This is a genomic window from Methylobacterium sp. M6A4_1b (assembly GCF_053345175.1).
Map to the genome: position 1 here is coordinate 37,938 of NZ_JBKEZQ010000025.1, position 16,749 is coordinate 54,686.

At 70.7% G+C, this 16,749-nt stretch carries 17 protein-coding genes and 1 riboswitch; of the genes, 12 read left to right on the forward strand and 5 right to left on the reverse strand.

Translation table 11 applies throughout. From position 1 onward, the window contains the following. The first annotated feature begins 22 nt into the window (after positions 1–22). Positions 23–1,561 (forward strand): DegQ family serine endoprotease, encoded by a 1,539-nt coding sequence (locus ACLBWX_RS19045; RefSeq protein ID WP_447678561.1) that lies wholly within the window; start codon positions 23–25, stop codon positions 1,559–1,561. A gap of 246 nt (positions 1,562–1,807) precedes the next feature. Here ACLBWX_RS19045 and serB read toward each other — a convergent pair whose 3' ends face one another. After that, positions 1,808–2,704 (reverse strand): phosphoserine phosphatase SerB, encoded by an 897-nt coding sequence (serB, locus tag ACLBWX_RS19050; RefSeq protein ID WP_447678562.1) that lies wholly within the window; start codon positions 2,702–2,704, stop codon positions 1,808–1,810. An 18-nt stretch (positions 2,705–2,722) separates the two neighbouring features. On the opposite strand from serB, the gene miaA reads away from it, so the two are divergent. Next, positions 2,723–3,697, forward strand: coding sequence for a tRNA (adenosine(37)-N6)-dimethylallyltransferase MiaA (miaA, locus tag ACLBWX_RS19055; RefSeq protein WP_447678563.1), 975 nt, complete (start codon positions 2,723–2,725; stop codon positions 3,695–3,697). A gap of 276 nt (positions 3,698–3,973) precedes the next feature. Here the strand turns inward: miaA and ACLBWX_RS19060 are convergent, their stop codons facing one another. Then, positions 3,974–4,840: an NAD(P)-dependent oxidoreductase gene (locus ACLBWX_RS19060; protein ID WP_447678577.1), complete on the reverse strand. Its 867-nt coding sequence runs from the start codon at positions 4,838–4,840 to the stop codon at positions 3,974–3,976. Between the two features lie 76 nt (positions 4,841–4,916). Next, a complete protein-coding gene (gene moaA / locus ACLBWX_RS19065; RefSeq protein WP_447678564.1) occupies positions 4,917–5,954 on the reverse strand; it encodes a GTP 3',8-cyclase MoaA in 1,038 nt (345 codons plus the stop codon). A gap of 212 nt (positions 5,955–6,166) precedes the next feature. Here moaA and ACLBWX_RS19070 point away from each other — a divergent pair, with 212 nt between their 5' ends. From ACLBWX_RS19070 to ACLBWX_RS19110, 9 genes are all read left to right on the forward strand, one after another. Beyond that, positions 6,167–6,640, forward strand: coding sequence for a gamma-butyrobetaine hydroxylase-like domain-containing protein (locus tag ACLBWX_RS19070; RefSeq protein WP_447678565.1), 474 nt, complete (start codon positions 6,167–6,169; stop codon positions 6,638–6,640). 31 nt (positions 6,641–6,671) lie between these two features. Continuing rightward, entirely contained in the window at positions 6,672–8,045 is a 1,374-nt protein-coding gene (locus ACLBWX_RS19075) for an MATE family efflux transporter (RefSeq protein ID WP_447678566.1), read from the forward strand. Between the two features lie 186 nt (positions 8,046–8,231). Further along, positions 8,232–8,795, forward strand: coding sequence for an iron transporter (locus tag ACLBWX_RS19080; protein ID WP_447678567.1), 564 nt, complete (start codon positions 8,232–8,234; stop codon positions 8,793–8,795). Between the two features lie 5 nt (positions 8,796–8,800). After that, positions 8,801–9,139, forward strand: a complete 339-nt coding sequence (locus ACLBWX_RS19085; RefSeq protein ID WP_447678568.1) for a cupredoxin domain-containing protein — start codon at positions 8,801–8,803, stop codon at positions 9,137–9,139. Between the two features lie 142 nt (positions 9,140–9,281). Then, positions 9,282–10,631: a 4Fe-4S binding protein gene (locus ACLBWX_RS19090; RefSeq protein WP_447678578.1), complete on the forward strand. Its 1,350-nt coding sequence runs from the start codon at positions 9,282–9,284 to the stop codon at positions 10,629–10,631. Positions 10,632–10,680: 49 nt separating this feature from the next. Beyond that, entirely contained in the window at positions 10,681–11,505 is an 825-nt protein-coding gene (locus tag ACLBWX_RS19095; protein ID WP_447678569.1) for an FTR1 family iron permease, read from the forward strand. Between the two features lie 5 nt (positions 11,506–11,510). Then, positions 11,511–11,882 (forward strand): tRNA-binding protein, encoded by a 372-nt coding sequence (locus ACLBWX_RS19100; RefSeq protein WP_447678570.1) that lies wholly within the window; start codon positions 11,511–11,513, stop codon positions 11,880–11,882. Between the two features lie 42 nt (positions 11,883–11,924). Next, positions 11,925–12,263, forward strand: coding sequence for a hypothetical protein (locus ACLBWX_RS19105; protein ID WP_447678571.1), 339 nt, complete (start codon positions 11,925–11,927; stop codon positions 12,261–12,263). A gap of 145 nt (positions 12,264–12,408) precedes the next feature. Next, the gene (locus ACLBWX_RS19110) at positions 12,409–13,293 is read left to right on the forward strand and encodes an HpcH/HpaI aldolase/citrate lyase family protein (protein ID WP_447678572.1); all 885 of its coding nucleotides are present in this window, start codon (positions 12,409–12,411) and stop codon (positions 13,291–13,293) included. A gap of 31 nt (positions 13,294–13,324) precedes the next feature. On the opposite strand, the gene ACLBWX_RS19115 is transcribed toward ACLBWX_RS19110, so the two are convergent. Then, on the reverse strand, positions 13,325–13,630 hold the full coding sequence (locus tag ACLBWX_RS19115; RefSeq protein ID WP_447678573.1) for a hypothetical protein: 306 nt from the start codon (positions 13,628–13,630) through the stop codon (positions 13,325–13,327). After that, entirely contained in the window at positions 13,627–15,924 is a 2,298-nt protein-coding gene (locus ACLBWX_RS19120; protein WP_447678574.1) for an FdhF/YdeP family oxidoreductase, read from the reverse strand. Before ACLBWX_RS19120 ends, ACLBWX_RS19115 begins: the two co-directional genes overlap by 4 nt. Positions 15,925–16,218: 294 nt before the next feature. Here ACLBWX_RS19120 and ACLBWX_RS19125 point away from each other — a divergent pair, with 294 nt between their 5' ends. After that, a complete protein-coding gene (locus ACLBWX_RS19125) occupies positions 16,219–16,530 on the forward strand; it encodes a hypothetical protein (RefSeq protein ID WP_447678575.1) in 312 nt (103 codons plus the stop codon). 73 nt (positions 16,531–16,603) lie between these two features. After that, a riboswitch (cobalamin riboswitch) is annotated at positions 16,604–16,749 on the forward strand. This riboswitch is flagged as partial in the annotation.

Sequence of the window (16,749 nt, forward strand, 5' to 3'; positions counted from 1 at the left end):
CCTGACACAGATGAGGTCGACCATGGTTCCCGTTGCGAGCGCCGTCCGGGCGCCCCGTTCCCGAGCGCTCCAGCGCAGCCTGCGCTCCGCCCTCGCCGCCGCGGCGCTGGCGACGTCCGTCGCCGTGGCCGGCCTCCCGGCGCCGGCCTTCGCCAAGGGGCCGGAATCCCTCGCCGATCTCGCCGACCAGGTAACCGACGCGGTGGTGAACATCTCGGCCTCGACCACCGTCGAGGCGCGCCCCAACGCCCGCTCCGGCTCGCCGCTTCCGCAGGGCACGCCGTTCGAGGACCTCTTCGAGGAATTCTTCAACAAGCGCGGACAGCGCGGCGGCGGCGACCGCAGCGAAGCGGACCGCCCGCGTCCGCAGCAGCGCAAGTCCAACTCCCTCGGCTCCGGCTTCATCATCGACGCCTCCGGCATCGTGGTGACGAACAACCACGTCATCGGCGACGCGAACGACATTCAGGTCATCCTGCACAACGGCACCAAGCTGAAGGCCGAGATCATCGGCAAGGATGCCAAGATCGATCTCGCGGTGCTGCGGGTGAAGCCCGAGGCGGGCAAGCCGCTGAAGGCCGTGCCGTTCGGTGATTCCGAGAAGATGCGGCCGGGCGACTGGGTCATCGCCATCGGCAACCCGTTCGGCCTCGGCGGCTCGGTCTCGGCCGGCATCGTCTCGGCGCGGGGCCGCAACATCGAGTCCGGCCCCTACGACAACTACATCCAGACGGATGCGGCCATCAACAAGGGCAATTCCGGCGGTCCGCTGTTCAACATGAACGGCGAGGTCATCGGCATCAACACGGCGATCCTGTCGCCCACCGGCGGCTCGGTCGGCATCGGCTTCGCGGTGCCGTCGAACAACGCCTCGCAGGTCATCGACCAGCTGCGCGAGTTCGGTGAGGTCCGCCGCGGCTGGCTCGGCGTGCGCATCCAGAACGTCGACGAGACCACGGCGGAAGCCCTCGACATGAAGGACGGCGTCAAGGGCGCCCTGGTCGCGGGCGTCGACGAGAAGGGCCCGGCCAAGACGGCCGGCCTTGAGATCGGCGACGTGATCGTCAAGTTCAACGGCACGGCGGTGAAGTCGTCCAGCGACCTGCCGCGGATCGTCGCCTCGACGCCGGTCGGCAAGACGGTGGACGTGCTCGTCATCCGCAAGGGCGCCGAGACCACCAAGTCCGTCACCCTCGGCCGCCTCGAGGACACCGAGAAGCCGACGCTCGCCAGCGTCAAGCAGCCGGAGGCCGAGAGCGCCGTGCGTCAGGTGCTCGGCCTCAACCTCTCGGGGATCACCGACGAGGCGCGCAAGCGCTACAGCCTGAAGGACGGCCTCAAGGGCGTCCTCGTCACCCGCGTCGATCCCAATTCCACGGCGGCCGACAAGCAGATCAAGCCGGGCGAAGTCATCGTCGAGGTCGGCCAGGAGGCGGTCAACGCGCCCGCCGACGTCGGCAAGCGCATCGACCAGCTCAAGAAGGACGGCCGCAAATCCGTCTTGCTCCTGGTCGCCAGCGCCTCCGGCGACGTCCGCTTCGTGGCCCTCGGGATCGACTGATCCCCAGACGCCATTCGGACACATCCAGCCGCCGCCCGAGAGGGCGGCGGTTTTGTTTTGCTTGGTGGGGCTACTCCGATTCGCATCCGGCCGATTCGCCAGCCGAAGCATGTCCCGTCGCTCCCCGTCATCCCGCGGCCGCGCAGCGGAGCCCGTGATCCGGAAACACAGGCGGCGCGAGGTCTTGCAGGGTCGGCGGTTCGAGATTCCGGGCTCGCCTGCGGCGCCCCGGCATGCCGGGGCCGATCAGCCCACGAATTCGGCCGAGGCATAGCCCTGCAGGTAGAGCAGGGCCGTGAGGTCGCCGTGGTCGATCCGGACCTGAGCGGCGGCCGCGACCTTGGGCTTGGCCCGGAAGGCGACGCCGAGGCCGGCCTCGCCGATCATGTCGAGGTCGTTGGCGCCGTCGCCCACCGCCAGGGTGTCGGCGGGGTCGAGGCCGAAGCGGCTGCGCAGGGCGATCAGGGTCGCGCGCTTGGTCTCCCGGTCGACGATGGGCTCGATCACCTCGCCGGTGAGGTGTCCGTCGCGGATTCCGAGGGTGGTGGCGTGGGCCTCGTCGAACCCGATCTTCACGGAAACCGGCCCGGTGAACAGGGTGAAGCCGCCCGAGATCAGGCAGGTATGGGTGCCGTGCGCCTTCATGGTCTGCACCAGGGTGCGCCCGCCCGGCGTCAGGGTGATGCGCTCGGCGATCAGCGCGGCGATCTTGTCCACGGGGACGTCGCGCAGGAGGGCGACGCGCTCGCGCAGGGCCGGGCCGAAGGCGATCTCGCCCCGCATCGCCCGCTCGGTGATCTCGGCGACGTGGTCCTTCAGGCCGATCGTGTCGGCGAGCTCGTCGATGCATTCCTGCTCGATCATGGTCGAGTCCATGTCGGCCAGGAACAGGCGCTTGCGCCGGTGCGGCCCGGCGCTCAGGACCGCGACGTCGATCGGCTCGGCGCCCAGGGCGGCGCGCAGGCGGCGGGTGAGGGCCGGCGCATCCGCCTCCGCGCCCGGCACCAGGATTTCGGCGGCGACCTCCCCATGCAGGATGCGGGGCTGGTGCTCCGTGCGCATCACCGCGCGGGTCTCGGCCAGCACCGCATCGGTGATGGCGGGGCGGCTCTCGTTTGCTATCAGGATCGCGACGAGGGTCATCCGGGAGCTTTCCACGCAGTGCCGCCGGTCACGCAACGCGCGCACGCGCACACCCTGCCGGCGGCGATCCTCATCGCAGGGCCGACCGCCTCGGGCAAGTCGGGTCTCGCCCTGGCGCTGGCGCGCGAACTCGGGAGCGCGGTGATCAACACCGACTCGATGCAGGTCTATGCCGACCTGCGCCGGCTCTCCGCCCGGCCGAGCGCGGCCGAGGAGGGGCTGGCGCCCCACCGCCTCTACGGCCATGTCGACGGCGCGGTGAACTACTCGGCCGGGCACTTCGCCCGCGAGGCGGAGCCGCTGATCCGGACGCTGCGCGCGGCGGGCCGCCTGCCGATCTTCGTCGGCGGCACCGGCCTGTATTTCCGGGCGCTGGAGGAGGGGCTGTCGGAACTGCCGCCGGTGCCGGACGACGTCCGGTCGGCCCTGCGCGCGCGGGCCGAGGGCCGGGCGACGGAGGACCTTCACGCCGATCTCGCCGCGCTCGACCCGGCCGGGGCCGAGATCCTGCGCCCCAGCGACCGGGCGCGGGTGATGCGCGCCCTCGAAGTGTTCGCCGCCACGGGCCGTCCGATCGCGGACTTCCACGGCGCCCGCACGCCCGGCCCGCTCGCGGGCCTGCCGCTCCTCAAGCTGTTCCTGGCGCCCGAGCGCGAGGCGCTGCGCCGGGCCATCGACGCGCGCTTCACCGCGATGATCGCCGCGGGGGCCCTCGACGAGGTCGCGGCTCTGCGGGACCGCCGCCTCGACCCGATGCTGCCGATCATGCGCGCGCACGGCGTGCCGGGCCTGATCGCCCATCTCGACGGCGACCTGTCCCGGGAAGAGGCGATCCGGCGGGGACAGGCCGACACCCGGCGCTACGCCAAGCGCCAGTTCACCTGGTTCCGGCACCAGATGGGCACGGACTGGCTCTGGACGCCGCCCGAGGAGGCTCTGGAGCGCATACACGCACGCCTCGAATCAAATCGCGGATGGGCTTCGTCGCCTTGAAGGCAGGGGCATCGCACATGCTGGGGCGCCGTCATTCCGGGGCGCCGTAGGCGAGCCCGGAATCCAGAACCGCTGACGGTGTGAAGTCTTGCGCCACCCGCATTTCTGGATCCCGGGTCCCGCTGCGCGGCCCCGGGATGACGCAGCGCTGCACGAGGGTTTCCGATGGGCAAATCGGCCTACGCGATCACCCTGCCCGGGAAGGTGGGGAGCCCGTGCGAGGTCTCCACGTTTCGATGCACGTCATTTAGGTGCGGGCGTGTCCTGCGAAGCGCCTCACTTCTCCAGGCGGGCGATGAGCGCGGACGTGTCCCAGCGCCTGCCGCCCATGGCCTGCACGTCGGCGTAGAACTGGTCCACGAGGGCGGTGACCGGCAGCTGGGCGCCGTTGCGCCGGGCCTCGGCCAGCAGGATGCCGAGATCCTTGCGCATCCAGTCGACCGCGAAGCCGAAATCGAACTTGGCGGCGTTCATGGTCTTGCCGCGGTTCTCCATCTGCCAGGAGCCGGCGGCACCCTTGGAGATCACCTCCAGCACCGCCTCGACGTCGAGATTCGCCCGCTTGGCGAAGTGCACCGCCTCCGACAGGCCCTGGACCACGCCCGCGATGGCGATCTGGTTGACCATCTTGGTGAGCTGGCCCGAGCCGGCCGGACCCATCAGGCGGCTGGCGCGGGCAAAGCACAGGATGGCGGGCTCGACAGCCGCATAGGTCTCGGCCTCGCCACCGCACATCACGGTCAATGCGGCGTTTTCGGCCCCCGCCTGTCCGCCGGAGACGGGGGCGTCGATGAAGCCGAGGCCGGCGGCCCTGGCCGCGTCGGCGAGTTCGCGGGCGACCTCGGCCGAGGCGGTGGTGTGGTCGACGAAGACCGCGCCCGTCTCCATTCCGGCGAACGCCCCGTCCGCGCCCAGTGTGACGCTGCGCAGGTCGTCGTCGTTGCCGACGCAGGCGAAGACGATGGCCTGGCCCTTCGCGGCCTCGCGCGGCGTGGCCGCGAAGGCGCCGCCATGGGCCGCCACCCAGGCTTCCGCCTTGGCCGTGGTGCGGTTGTAGACGGTGACCTCGTGGCCCTTGGCGGCGAGGTGGCGTGCCATCGGGCCGCCCATCACGCCGAGGCCCAGAAACGCGACCTTCGCCATCATCATCTCCGCTCGTATCCTGAATACGAGCGGGGTCTAGGAGCGATGCTTGCGAGCGTCAAACCGATGCGGAGACTTATCCGCCGGTGACGCTCATGTGGCGTGGCACGGCGGCGGGCCGCGCCCGCTCGATGACGAAGTCGTGGCCCTTGGGCTTGCGGGCGATGGCGTCGATCACCGCCTGGGTCACCAGGGCGTCGTCGGGGGAGGCGCGCAGCGCCGCGCGAAGATCCGCGGCGTCCTCCTGGCCGAGGCACATGTAGAGCTTGCCCGTGCAGGTGAGGCGCACCCGGTTGCAGCTCTCGCAGAAATTATGGGTCAGCGGCGTGATGAAGCCGAGGCGTCCGCCGGTCTCGGCGATGCGCACGTAGCGCGCCGGGCCGCCGGTGCGGTCGGGCAGGGGGGTCATCGTGTAGCGGTGCTCGAGCCGGGCACGGGCGACCGAGAGGGGGAGGAACTGGTCGGTGCGGTCACCCTCGATCTCGCCCAGCGGCATGACCTCGATGAGGGTCATGTCCATGCCGTCGCCGTGCGCCCAGGCGATCATGTCGGCGATCTCGTCCTCGTTGACGCCCTTCAGCGCCACCGCGTTGATCTTGACCTTGATGCCGGCCCTGCGCGCCGTCTCGATGCCGTCGAGCACCACCTTGAGGTCGCCCCGGCGGGTCACCGCGCGGAACTTGTCCGGGTCGAGGGTGTCGAGGGAGACGTTGACGCGGCGCACGCCGAGTTCGGCGAGTTCCGGCGCGAAGCGGCCGAGCTGCGTGCCGTTCGTGGTCATCGTCAGCTCTTCGAGGGCGCCCGTGCCGAGGTGCCGGGACAGGCGCCGGAACAGGTGCATGATGTCGCGGCGGACCAGCGGCTCCCCGCCGGTGATGCGGAGCTTGCGCACACCGCGCTGGATGAAGACGGCGCAGAGCCGGTCCAGTTCTTCGAGGGACAGGAGGTCGCGCTTTGGCAGGAACTGCATGTCGTCGGACATGCAATACACGCAACGCAGGTCGCAGCGATCGGTGACCGAGATGCGCAGATAGGTAATCGCCCGCTGAAACGGGTCGATCAGGGGCGCGGGAGCGACCGGAGCGGCATCGTCGGTGACGCGGGGACCCCACATGCGGATTTCTGTGCTCTGTCGGGGTGGGGAAACGTTGGCGCGGTCGCGTGACGAACCTAGCATGACACGTCATATGAGGTCTCGCACGGTCGCGGGCAAGTTTGCGCAGGTCGCAGGCGCCATGCATGCCAGGCGTCGTGCGAACATGCCCAGCGTCGTGCAAGGGAATCTGCGTCGAGGCCGGCGGCCGACGCGGCCGGAAGGAAGCCACCATGACCCAACAGGCTGTCGATCCGCACGCGGCCCCGGCCGCTCCCGAGCGCTGGCCCACCGAGATCCGCCTCTCGGGCGACAAGCGCACCCTCAACGTCGCCTTCGAGGATGGCGGACGCTTCGCCCTGCCGGCGGAGTATCTCCGGGTCTCGAGCCCCTCGGCCGAGGTGCAGGGCCACTCGCCCTCCGAGCGCAAGGTCGTCGCGGCCAAGCGCGACGTGGCGATCCTCAAGGTCGAGCCGATCGGCAACTACGCGGTGAAGCTGACCTTCGACGACATGCACGATACCGGCCTCTTCGGCTGGGGCTACCTCTACGATCTCGGGCGCGAGTACCGGAACCGCTGGGCGACCTACCTGTCCGAGCTGGAGGAGCGGGGCCTGAGCCGCGATCCCGTGCGCCGGAGCGCGAAGCCGGCCGCACCGCCGAGCGATTCCGGCGGAAGCTGCGGCAGCGGCTGCGGCTGCCACTGATCGGATCGACCGCCGTCCGAAAGGCCCCTTCATGACGCCCTCAGCCCCACCGGCCACCAGCCGGCGCGTCCTCGCGCTCGCCCTGCCGATGACGCTCGCCAACGTGACGACGCCGTTGCTGGGCTTCGTCGGCGCGACCGTGATCGGCCGGCTGGGCGATGCCGCGCTCCTCGGCGCGATGGCGCTCGGCGCGGTGATCTTCGACGCGATCTTCTGGTCGTTCGGGTCGCTGCGCATGGCCACCGCCGGGCTCACCGCGCAGGCGGTGGGCGCCCGCGACGCCGCCGAGGTCGACCGGACGCTGGCGCGCGCCCTCGCGGCGGCGCTGCTCGTCGGGCTGGTGATCGTGGTGCTGCAGGGGCCGATCGGCCGCGCCGCCTTCTCCCTGAGCGGGGCCAGCCCCGCCGTGATCGCGGCGCTGACGGCCTATTTCCACATCCGCATCTTCGCCGCCCCCTTCACCCTGGCGAATTACGCGATCCTCGGATCGGTGCTGGGACGCGGGCGGACCGATCTCGGGCTGATCCTGCAGGTCGCCATCAACCTGACCAACATCGTCCTCACCCTGGCCTTCGTCCTCTACGCGGACATGAGCGTCGCCGGGGCCGGGCTCGCCACGCTCATCGCCGAGGCGGCCGGCGCCGTCCTCGGGCTCGTGCTCCTGGCGCGCCTCGGCTCGCGGCCCTTCGCCGTGCCGTTCCGGGTGGTGCGCGATCCCCTGGCGCTCGCCCGGATGCTGAGCGTCAACGCCGACGTGATGATCCGGACCCTGCTGCTGGTGGGCTGCATCACCCTGTTCTCGGCGCTGGGCGCGCGCTCCGGCGACGTGGTGCTCGCCGCCAACGCCGTCCTGTGGAATCTCTTCATGATCGGCGGCTTCTTCCTCGACGGCTTCGCCACCGCCGCCGAGACCCTGTGCGGACAGGCGGTGGGCGCCCGGGACGAAGCCCGCTTCCGCCGGGCCGCCACCTTAAGCCTGCTCTGGTGCCTCGCCTTCGGAGCCGCCATCGCGGGCGGCTTCCTCCTGGCCGGCAACGCCTTCATCGACGCCGTCACCACCAGCCCGGAGGTGCGCGCCATGGCCCGGCTCTACCTCCTGCCGGCGGCGCTGGCGCCCCTGCTGGCGGCGGTGCCCTTCGCCTTCGACGGCATCTACATCGGCGCCACCTGGACGCGGGCGATGCGCAACCTGATGCTCGCCGCGAGCGCGCTCTACGGCCTCGCCCTGTTCGCCGCCCATACCGCCGGCCTCGGCAACGGGGGCCTGTGGCTCTCCTTCCTGATTCTGCTGGCCGGCCGCGGGATCAGCCAGGCGCTGGCCTATCCGGGGCTGACGCGCCGGACCTTCTCCCGGGCCGGCGAACGCCCTCTGGACAAGCCGGCCGCCGAATTCACGCCTGCGTGACGCGGGGCGGACGCCATGCGCGCGGGCACTTGCGGACCCGGCCGCGCGCAAGACGAAAGACTGGGACATCGGGCGGGATTTACTTGGCGCTTCAGGTAGAACCTTAGTTTGGAATTGTTCTCATTAAGGAACGTGACGAAAAAGCCTCTTTGCTTGGTTTATCGTCTGGTCTACGCGCTAGCCACGATGCGCAAGAATCTCCGCTCCTCCTTCGCCCTGGCCCTCCTGCTCGCCGGCGCCGTCTCCCTCGGGAGTGGCGCAGAGGCGAAGGAGACGCCGATCGGCCCGCACGTCATCCAGAACGGGATCGAGGTGGGCGCCGTCTACCTGCAGCCGATCGAGATGGACCCGCCGGACATGATGCGCGCCGCGTCCGCGTCCGACATCCACCTCGAGGCCGACATCCACGCCGCCAAGGACAACCGCAACGGCTTCGCCGAGGGCGACTGGGTCCCGTCGCTGACGGTCAGCTTCGAGATCACCAAGCTGGAGGGCGAGGCCGCCACCGGCCCGAAGGTCTCCGGATCGCTGATGCCGATGGTCGCCAATGACGGTCCGCACTACGGCGACAACGTCAAGCTCTCCGGCCCCGGCCGCTACCGCCTCAAGCTCACCGTCGCGCCCCCCGGCCCGCACAGCCATTTCGGCCGCCACGTCGACAAGGAGACCGGCGTCGCCGAGTGGTTCAAGCCCTTCGACCTGATCCAGGACTTCACCTTCGCGGGCATCGGCAAGAAGGGAGCCTATTGAGCCCCATGGCCGTTCACCGCCGAATCCTGGCCTGCGCCTTCGCGGCCGGTCTCCTCGCCGCCACGCCGGCGTGCGCCGAAGACCTGCCGGTCATCAAGGTCGAGATGAAGGACGGGACCATCACCCCGAACGTCATCGAGGTCCCTGCCAACACCCGCTTCAAGCTCGAGATCACCAACACGGGCACCAGCCCGGTGGAGTTCGAGAGCGTGGAGTTGAAGCGCGAGAAGGCGCTCGCCGCGGGCGCGACCTCCTCCATCGTCTTCCGCACCGTCGATCCCGGCAGCTACGACGTGTTCGACGATTTCCACCCCAACTCCAAGGCCACCCTGGTGGCGAAGTGAAGCGGCACCCGTAACCCTGGCGAATCCAACCGGAATGGCAGCCTCGACGTCCCTCAAGCCGCACGACGTCCGCCCGCCGCGCGACACCCGCACGCCGGGTGACGCCTGGATCGACGCGAAGCTCGCCGATCTCGGGGCCTGGATGCAGCGCCATGGCGGCACGATCCGAACCATCCAGTGGGGCGTGGTCGCAATCTACCTCGTGCTGGTCGCGGTCCCGGCCTTCCTGCCGCTGCCCGACCGCAGCGCGCATCTGTGGAACAACCTGACCGTCTTCGCCCAGTTCGCCTTCTGGGGCATCTGGTGGCCCTTCGTGCTGGTGAGCATGGTGGTGGTCGGGCGGGCCTGGTGCGGCATCCTCTGCCCCGAGGGAGCGCTGACCGAGTTCGCCAGCCGCTGGAGCCTCGGCCGCGCCGTGCCGCGCTGGATCACCTGGGGCGGCTGGCCCTTCGTGGCCTTCGCCGGGACCACGGTCTACGGCCAGATGGTCAGCGTCTACGGCTATCCAAAGCCGGTGCTCGCGGTGCTCGGCGGCTCCACCGTGGCAGCGATCCTCGTCGGGTTGCTCTACGGCCGCAACAAGCGGGTCTGGTGCCGCTATCTCTGCCCCGTCAACGGCGTCTTCGCCGTGCTCGCCAAGCTCGCGCCAGTGAGCTTCCAGGTCGATCACGCCGCCTGGGCGGCCTCGCCGAAGCCCCGCGGGGCGACCGCGTCCGAGCCCCGCGGCGACGCGTTCAACTGCGCGCCCCTGGTGCCGGTGAAGACCATGAACGGCGCGGGCGCCTGCCACATGTGCGGGCGCTGCTCCGGCTATCGCGGCGCCGTGCGCCTCGCCCGGCGCTCGCCCACCCACGAGATCGTCCACGTCGCCGGCGGCGAGCCGAGCCTCGACCAGACCATGCTCATCCTGTTCGGCATGATGGGCCTGGCCGTCGGCGCCTTCCAGTGGTCGTCGAGCCCCTGGTTCATCGACGTCAAGCAGGCGCTGGCCACCTGGCTGATCGAGCGCGGCACGACCTGGCCCCTCGAGACCACGCTGCCCTGGTACATCCTGACGAACTATCCCGAGCACAATGACGTGCTCAGCGTCCTCGACGGCGGGCTGCTGCTGGGCTACATCGCCGCCGCCGCGATCGTGCTCGGCCTCTCCCTCTCGGGCCTCGTGGCGCTGGCCACCCTGTCCCTCGGCTGGTCGCGGGCGCGCTTCCACCACCTCACCCAGACGCTGATCCCGGTGGCGGGTTGCGGCGTCTTCCTCGGCCTCTCGGCCCTCACCGTCACGTTCCTGCGGGGCGACGGCATCCTCATCCCATACGTCTCCGAGATGCGCGCCGCGCTGCTCCTGGGCACCAGCCTGTGGAGCGTCTGGCTCGCCTGGTCGGTGGCCGGGCTCTCGGCGCGGGGCCTGCGGCGCATCGGGGCGACGCTGGGCGTCGCCGCCGCCTGCGCCCTCTCGGTCTCCGGCTGGGCGCTGCTGTTCTGGATCTGGTAGGGCGGCCGTCACGGCCGCGACTGCGAACACGCGAAAAGGAAACCTCCGCATGATCGGAGCCTTCGTCATCGCCTTCCGCGAGGTCATCGAGGCGGGCCTCATCATCGGCATCGTGCTGGCCGCCACGCGCGGCATCGCCGGGCGCGGCCGCTGGATCGGCCTCGGCGTCCTCGGCGGCCTCGCGGGCGCCGCCTTGGTGGCTTTGTTCGCCGAGAAGATCTCCGATGCCTTCGAGGGCGCGGGCCAGGAGATCCTCAACGCCGGCGTGCTGATCGTCGCCGTGCTGATGCTGATCTGGCACAACACCTGGATGGCCAAGCACGGGCGCGAACTCGCGGGCGAGCTGCGCGCGGCCGGCGAGGCGGTGCGCACCGGCCAGAGTACGGCCGCCGGCCTCGCCCTCGTCGTCGGCGCCGCGATCCTGCGCGAGGGCGCCGAGCTCGTGCTGTTCCTCTACGGCCTCGTCGCCTCGGGCACCTCCGGGCCGGACATCCAGTTCGGGGCGCTCGCCGGCGTCGCCGTCGGCGCCGCGACCTCCTCGGTCAGCTATTTCGGCCTCGCGGCGATCCCGACCCGCTACGTCTTCTCGGTGACCAGCGGACTCATCGTCCTGCTGGCGGCCGGCCTCGCCGCGCAGGCGGCGCAGTTCCTGACCAATGCGGGCCTGATCACCGTGCTCGACCGGCCGCTCTGGAACACCTCCGCCATCCTGCGCGAGGACAGCCTCGTCGGCCGCGTGCTCCATGCCCTCGTCGGCTATACCGACCGTCCGAGCGGCATGCAGGTGCTGGTCTACCTCGGCACCATCCTGGTCATGGTCGCGCTGATGCAGGTCTCCTCCGCCGGCAAGCGCCGCCAGCTCCGCACGGCCTGACCGCCATGCACGTCACCCACGCGGCCGATGCGCCGGCCGCCCCGGCGATCGGCTTCGACGCCTTCCTGGCCGTGGACATCCGGGTCGGCACCGTCGTGCCGGCCGAGCCCTTCCCGGAGGCGCGCAAGCCCGCCCTCAAGCTCGTCATCGATTTCGGGCCGGCGATCGGCACGAAGCGGTCGAGCGCGCAGATCACCGAGCATTACCGGGCCGAGGACCTGCCCGGCCGGCAGGTCGCCGCGGTGGTGAACTTCCCGCCGCGTCAGATCGGCAAGTTCCTGTCCGAGGTGCTGACCCTCGGATTCGCCGATACCCAGGGCGCCGTGGTGCTGTTCCGCCCCGACCGGGCGGTGCCGAACGGCAGCCGCCTGTTCTGAGGCCGGGTTGCCGGGCGGGCGGTTTTTCGCCATTCCTGCGGCATGACCGAGCCGGCGGACGACGAGGGTGGCCTCGCCTGGGACCAGGACTTCGCCGACCAGCTGATCGGCGCGACGCTCCTCGTCGGCATCACCCACCTCCAGCATGACGGCACCCTGCTGCGGCGCGAGCAGGTGTTCGGGCCGGTGACCGCCGTCGATGCGGAGATCGGGATCACCCTCCTGCGCAGCGACACCGGCGAGCCCTACGTCGTGGCGCCCGTCCTCGAAGCGATCGAGCCGGCCTCGCCCGGCCACTACCAGCTCACCGAGGCGGACGCGCTGATCGAGGACCCGGACTACACCGTGACCTTCAGCGTGACCGCGCCCTTGCGGCACTGATCCGGTCGGACGGCGCAAAGGTCTCGTCCGTTTCGGGCCAGTGCGGTGCAACAGAATCGCTGGAATGCCACGCCATTCCGGCATCCTCGGGGTGTCTCCGTCGGCGTGTTGCACTAAGCTTCAGCGCAAATCACGGGAATACCTCATGTCCGACCTCCGCCTTCGCCGCAGCGTGCTGTATATGCCCGGTTCGAACCAGCGCGCCCTCGACAAGGCGAAGACCCTCTCGGCCGATTCGCTGATCCTCGACCTGGAGGATGCGGTGGCGCCGGACGCCAAGGAGGTCGCCCGCGAGCAGGTCTGCGCCGCCGTGAAGGGCGGCGGCTACGGCGAGCGCGAGATCATCATCCGCGTCAACGCCCCCCAGACGCCCTGGGGCGAGGCCGACCTGAAGGCGGCGATCGAGGCGCGCCCCGACGCGATCCTGATGCCGAAGGTGTCCTCGCCGGCCGTGCTGGAGAGCATCGCCAATCACCTCGAGGCCCTCGACGCCCCGGAAAGCATCGCCGTCTGGGCGATGATCGAGACCCCGGCCGCGATCCTGAACATCCAGGACATCGCCAAGGCGCAACGGGACCGGCGCACCCGCCTGACCTGCTTCGTGCTCGGCACCAACGATCTGGCCAAGGACACCTGGGCCCAGCTCGTCCCCGGCCGCGTGCCGATGCTGCCGTGGATGATGTTCACCCTGGCGGCCGCCCGCGCCGAGGGCCTGACCATCCTCGACGGCGTCTGGAACGACATCGAGGACGTGGCCGGGTGCCGGGCCGAGTGCCAGCAGGCGCGCGACCTCGGCTTCGACGGCAAGACCCTCATCCACCCCAATCAGCTCGAGCCGGCCAACACCTGCTTTGCCCCCTCCGACGAGGAGGTCCGCCGCGCCCGCCTCGTGATCGAGGCCTTCGACCGCGAGGAGAACGCCAAGCGCGGTGCGATCAAGATCGAGGGCCGCATGTACGAGCGCCAGCACATCGGCATGGCCCGCCGGGCTGTGAACTGGCGCGAGGCGATCGCCGCCAAGGGGTATTGAGCGGCGGGTTCGCGCGCGCGGGCGTGCGCGCTCACCCGTGCAGGTGCGCCAGCACCGCAATCCCCGCCGAGCTGGCGACGTAGCGGGTGCGCTGGGTCCGCGGGTTGCGCGCCTGCGGCGCGAGGAGGCCGGCCTCGCCGGCCAGCGTCTCGACCGCGCGCAGCACGAGAGCGTGCTCGATGCCGAACACCCGGGCGAAGCTGCGGCTGTCGCGGGCGAGTTCGAGGTGGAGCGCGGCGAGGATGCCGGCCTCCAGGGTCGAGAGGCCGGGCTGGAGGGCAGCCACCGAGTCGGTGACCGCGAGGAACGTCTCGGCGTCCGCGGGCGGCTCGCTCATGCGGCGGCCGCCGCGCGCAGGCGCACCAGGACCGACTTCGAGGTCGGCGTGTCGCTCTCCGCGCCAAAGGTCGAGAGCGGCACGAGGACGTTGAGCTCCGGGTAGTAGCCGGCCAGCGATCCGCGCGGCATGTCGAAGGGCACGAGGCGGAAATCCTCTGCCACCCGGATCACGCCGTCGGCATGGGTGCCGACGATGTCGACCCGGTCTCCGGCCCGGGCACGGATCTCGGCGAGGTCGTCGGGATGGGCGAAGACCACACGCCGCTCGCCGTAGACGCCGCGGTAGCGGTCGTCGAGGCCGTAGATCGTGGTGTTGTACTGGTCGTGGCTGCGGAAGGTCTGGAGCACGAAGGTGTCGGTCGCGCGCTTCGCCCGCTGGTGCTCCGTCGCCTCCGGAAGCGGGCCGGCGGAGAAGGTGGCCCGGCCGGTCGGCGTCTCGAAGCTGCGCTCGGCGGCGAGGTTCTTCAGCATGAAGCCGCGCGGACGCCGGACGCGCAGGTTGTATCCGGTGAAGCCCGGGATCGTGCGCTCGATCAGGTCGCGGATCCGGTCGTAATCGTCGGCGAGGTCCGCCCAGTCCACCCGCGCGGATCCGACGGTCGCCGCCGCCATGCCGGCGATGATGCCGATCTCGGAGCGGAGTTCCGCCGAGGCCGGCTTGTTGATGCCCCCCGAGCCGTGGACCATGCTCATGGAATCCTCGACCGTGACGATCTGGGTCTTGCCCTTCGCGTTGCGGTCGATCTCGGTGCGTCCCAGGCACGGCAGCAGGTAGGCGATGCGGCCGGGAACGAGGTGCGAGTGGTTGAGCTTCGTCGCGATGTGGACCGTGAGCTCGCAGGAGGCCAGGGCCCTGGCCACCAGGGTGGTGTCCGGGGTCGCGCGGGCGAAGTTGCCGCCCAGCCCGATGAAGGCCTTCGACGCGCCGTCGCGCATCGCCCCGATGGCGGCCAGCACGTTGTGGCCGTGCTTGCGCGGCGCGGTGAAGCCGAATTCCCGCTCCAGAGCGTCGAGGAGGGCGGCCGGCGGCTTCTCGTTGATGCCCACCGTGCGGTCGCCCTGCACGTTGGAATGGCCGCGCACCGGGCACAGGCCGGTGCCGGGGCGGCCGACATGGCCGCGCAGGAGCATGACGTTGGTGAGTTCGCGGACGGTGGCCACCGAGTGGCGGTGCTGGGTCACGCCCATGGCCCAGGTGCAGATCACCTTGTCGGCGGCGAGATAGACCGCGGCCGCGACCTCGATCTCGGCGCGGGTCAGGCCGGACTGGTCCTCGATGGCCGCCCAGGTCGTGGCGTCCACCGCCGCCCTGTAGGCTTCGTGATCGGCCGTGTGGTTGCGCAGGAAGGTGCGATCCAGGAGCGACGGCCCGGCCGCGGCGCGCGCCGCGTCGTCGGCCGCGAACACCGCCTTGGCGATGCCCCGGAACGCCGCCATGTCGCCGCCGAGCCGCGGCTGGTAGTAGTGGCTCGCCACCGGGGCGCTGGCGCCGCGCAGCATCTCGACGGTGTTCTGCGGGTCGGCGAAGCGCTCCAGCCCGCGCTCGCGCACCGGGTTGAACACCACGACCTTCGCCCCGCGCTGGGCGGCGCGCCGCAGATCGCCGAGCATGCGCGGATGGTTGGTGCCGGGGTTCTGCCCGACCACGAAGATCGCGTCGGCCTTCTCGAAATCCTCCAGCAGCACGGTGCCCTTGCCGACGCCGATGGCCGCCTGCAGGGCGATGCCGCTGGCCTCGTGGCACATGTTCGAGCAGTCGGGAAAGTTGTTGGTGCCGTAGTGACGGGCGAAGAGCTGGTAGAGGTAGGCCGCCTCGTTGGAGGCGCGGCCCGAGGTGTAGAACTCGGCCTGGTCCGGGTGGTCGAGCCCGCGCAGGGTGGCGCCGATCTCCGCGAAGGCGGCATCCCAGGTCGTGGTGACGTAGCGGTCGCTCGCCGCGTCGTAGCGCATGGGATGCGTCAGGCGGCCCTCGCCCTCCAGGGCGTAGTCGGTCCAGCCGCGCAGTTCGGTCACGCTGTGCTGGGCGAAGAACTTCGGTGGCGTGCGCTTGTCGGTGGCCTCCCAGGAGACCGCCTTCACGCCGTTCTCGCAGAACTCGAACGAGGAGCCGTGCTCCGGGTCGCCCCAGGCGCAGCCCGGACAGTCGAAGCCGTCGGGTTGGTTGGCCTTCAGCATGGCGCGGGCGCCCGACAGCGGCGCCCGGCTGCCCAGCAGGTGCTTGCCGCAGCTTTTCAGCGCCCCCCAGCCGCCGGCGGCGGACGAACGCTTGGGAGACGCGACCGGATGGTCCATGAACAGGTCCTGGAACGCGGCACCCGCGCCCGGGGATCGGTCGCGAAACGGGGCCGTGGCGCCCCAGCGATATCGCGATGGGGAGTGGGCGCAATCGCGCGAGAACGCAGGCCAGTCATGCCGTTCGGGGTACCATGCGTTTTTTGCAGAGCCCGCTGGGCGCGGGTTGAAATCGTTCCAGGCCGCAGGTCCGAAGGCGGGGCGCGATGCGCGGGTCGTGCGCCCTGGTGAAGCGTCGGGGGATCGCCTAACCCTCTGGCCGGATCGGATGCGCGAAACGCGGGAGCGCGGGACATGAGGACGCCGGTGAGGATCTTCGCGGCCACGGCCGTCGCCCTCGCGGTCGGTGTCGCGGTGATGGCCCATGATCGCCAGATCGGCGCCGAATGGGCGGTGTCGGCCGAGCAGATCGCCGACGCGCAGGCCTACGGCAAGCCCGGCGTCGAGCTGTCGCCGGGGCACATGGTGACCGAGCCCCAGCGCAGCGAAGGGGCGGAGCGGCTTCCGCTGAAGTGGATCCTCCTCGGCCTCGCGGCCGGGGGCGCCGTCCTGGCCGGGACCGGACATCGCCGCGAGCCGGCCCGGAAGCCGGAAGGCCGGGTCTGAGACCGACCTGTCGCGCACAGGGCACATGACTTTGAAATCGCCGCGCGGACATTGACGCCGCCAGGGCGCATCGGGCCTCCTGCGGTCCGACGGTTCCTCCCCGGAGGATCAAAAGGGAACGCGGTGAGGGTGCAAGCCCGAGGCCGCGGCTGCCCCCGCAACTGTGAGCGGCGAGCCCATCATCAACACGTCACTGGGTCCTCGGGCCTGGGAAGACGA

Bases quoted from the DNA above. Each gene is read 5' to 3' on its own strand.
- ACLBWX_RS19045 (WP_447678561.1), top strand. From the start codon at position 23: ATGGTTCCCGTTGCGAGCGCCGTCCGGGCGCCCCGTTCCCGAGCGCTC.
- serB (WP_447678562.1), bottom strand. From the start codon at position 2,704: ATGACCCTCGTCGCGATCCTGATAGCAAACGAGAGCCGCCCCGCCATC.
- ACLBWX_RS19060 (WP_447678577.1), bottom strand. From the start codon at position 4,840: ATGGCGAAGGTCGCGTTTCTGGGCCTCGGCGTGATGGGCGGCCCGATG.
- moaA (WP_447678564.1), bottom strand. From the start codon at position 5,954: ATGTGGGGTCCCCGCGTCACCGACGATGCCGCTCCGGTCGCTCCCGCG.
- ACLBWX_RS19070 (WP_447678565.1), top strand. From the start codon at position 6,167: ATGACCCAACAGGCTGTCGATCCGCACGCGGCCCCGGCCGCTCCCGAG.
- ACLBWX_RS19075 (WP_447678566.1), top strand. From the start codon at position 6,672: ATGACGCCCTCAGCCCCACCGGCCACCAGCCGGCGCGTCCTCGCGCTC.
- ACLBWX_RS19080 (WP_447678567.1), top strand. From the start codon at position 8,232: ATGCGCAAGAATCTCCGCTCCTCCTTCGCCCTGGCCCTCCTGCTCGCC.
- ACLBWX_RS19085 (WP_447678568.1), top strand. From the start codon at position 8,801: ATGGCCGTTCACCGCCGAATCCTGGCCTGCGCCTTCGCGGCCGGTCTC.
- ACLBWX_RS19090 (WP_447678578.1), top strand. From the start codon at position 9,282: ATGCAGCGCCATGGCGGCACGATCCGAACCATCCAGTGGGGCGTGGTC.
- ACLBWX_RS19095 (WP_447678569.1), top strand. From the start codon at position 10,681: ATGATCGGAGCCTTCGTCATCGCCTTCCGCGAGGTCATCGAGGCGGGC.
- ACLBWX_RS19100 (WP_447678570.1), top strand. From the start codon at position 11,511: ATGCACGTCACCCACGCGGCCGATGCGCCGGCCGCCCCGGCGATCGGC.
- ACLBWX_RS19105 (WP_447678571.1), top strand. From the start codon at position 11,925: ATGACCGAGCCGGCGGACGACGAGGGTGGCCTCGCCTGGGACCAGGAC.
- ACLBWX_RS19110 (WP_447678572.1), top strand. From the start codon at position 12,409: ATGTCCGACCTCCGCCTTCGCCGCAGCGTGCTGTATATGCCCGGTTCG.
- ACLBWX_RS19115 (WP_447678573.1), bottom strand. From the start codon at position 13,630: ATGAGCGAGCCGCCCGCGGACGCCGAGACGTTCCTCGCGGTCACCGAC.
- ACLBWX_RS19120 (WP_447678574.1), bottom strand. From the start codon at position 15,924: ATGGACCATCCGGTCGCGTCTCCCAAGCGTTCGTCCGCCGCCGGCGGC.
- ACLBWX_RS19125 (WP_447678575.1), top strand. From the start codon at position 16,219: ATGAGGACGCCGGTGAGGATCTTCGCGGCCACGGCCGTCGCCCTCGCG.